Source organism: Plectonema radiosum NIES-515, from assembly GCF_025753815.1.
Lineage (GTDB): Bacteria > Cyanobacteriota > Cyanobacteriia > Cyanobacteriales > Nostocaceae > Hassallia > Hassallia radiosum_A.
Genome location: NZ_JAOWRF010000333.1, coordinates 1 through 1,069, shown reverse-complemented (window position 1 = coordinate 1,069; position 1,069 = coordinate 1). Strand labels below are relative to the sequence as shown.

At 37.8% G+C, this 1,069-nt stretch carries 2 protein-coding genes; both read left to right on the top strand.

Going from position 1 to position 1,069, the window contains the following annotated elements; all coding sequences use genetic code 11:
* A partial coding sequence (locus OGM63_RS23310; RefSeq protein ID WP_318528533.1) for a HesB/IscA family protein occupies positions 1-511 on the top strand: 511 nt, incomplete at its 5' end.
* A gap of 162 nt (positions 512-673) precedes the next feature.
* Positions 674-973 (top strand): 2Fe-2S iron-sulfur cluster-binding protein, encoded by a 300-nt coding sequence (locus OGM63_RS23305; RefSeq protein ID WP_263748053.1) that lies wholly within the window; start codon positions 674-676, stop codon positions 971-973.
* Positions 974-1,069 lie beyond the last annotated feature (96 nt).

The window sequence follows — 1,069 nt, the reverse complement described above, 5'->3', positions numbered from 1 at the left end:
GGGGGACAGGGGGGACAAGGAAGAATTTATCCAATGCCCAATGCACAATTACCTTTTTCCCAATTACCAATGTCCAATCCTTCTGCACCAAAGACATTTTATCAGAACAATTAATCGCTACTTATCAGGAGATTTGATGACTGTTACTTTGACAGAAAAAGCAGAATTTCGCCTACGAACATTTTTGCTGGGTTCTACACCCGATAACAATACAGTAGCAAGTAAAGGTGTTCGCCTATCTGTTAAAGATGGCGGTTGCAGTGGCTATGAGTATGCAATTGAGATCACCAGCAAACCACAACCAGATGATTTGGTGATTTCGCAAGGTAAAATGCTGCTTTATGTTGATGCGAAAAGTGCGCCTTTATTAGAAGGTGTGGTAATCGATTTCATCGACGGTGTAATGGAAAGCGGCTTTAAGTTTACCAATCCCAATGCAACTGATAACTGTAGTTGTGGCAAGTCATTTAAAGCTGGTGATTGTACGCCTGAAGGTGTACCTTGTAGCTAAAAAATCAAAATTCTAAATGATAAAACCCACATCTGATAATAATTTTAGATTGGGTAGTTTAGATTTTGAATCTTAAACAACTACACAAGTAGGGAATTTTTACATTCCACTTTTGTGGAGTCATTAAACCTGATTGTATTAAAGTCTGAGGAGAATCACGAAATGGCTAGCTATCAAGTTAGATTAATCAACAAAAAGCAAGACCTTGATACAACAATTGAAATTGACGAAGAGACTACCATTTTAGACGCCGCAGAAGAAAATGGTATTGAGTTACCTTTCTCTTGTCACGCAGGTGCTTGCTCTAGTTGTGTTGGCAAAATTGTTGAAGGTGAAATAGATCAATCTGACCAATCTTTCTTGGATGATGAGCAGATGGAAAAAGGATTCGCTCTACTTTGTGTTACCTATCCACGTTCTGATTGCACGATTCGCACTCATCAAGAACCATATCTTGTTTAAGGGCTTCATTTTTTAGCTTTGGCTAATGTTGAAGTCATAGCTTTATTAAAGCTATGGCTTCTTAACTATATATTTGTTTTTATTTTTGTAGTGAGC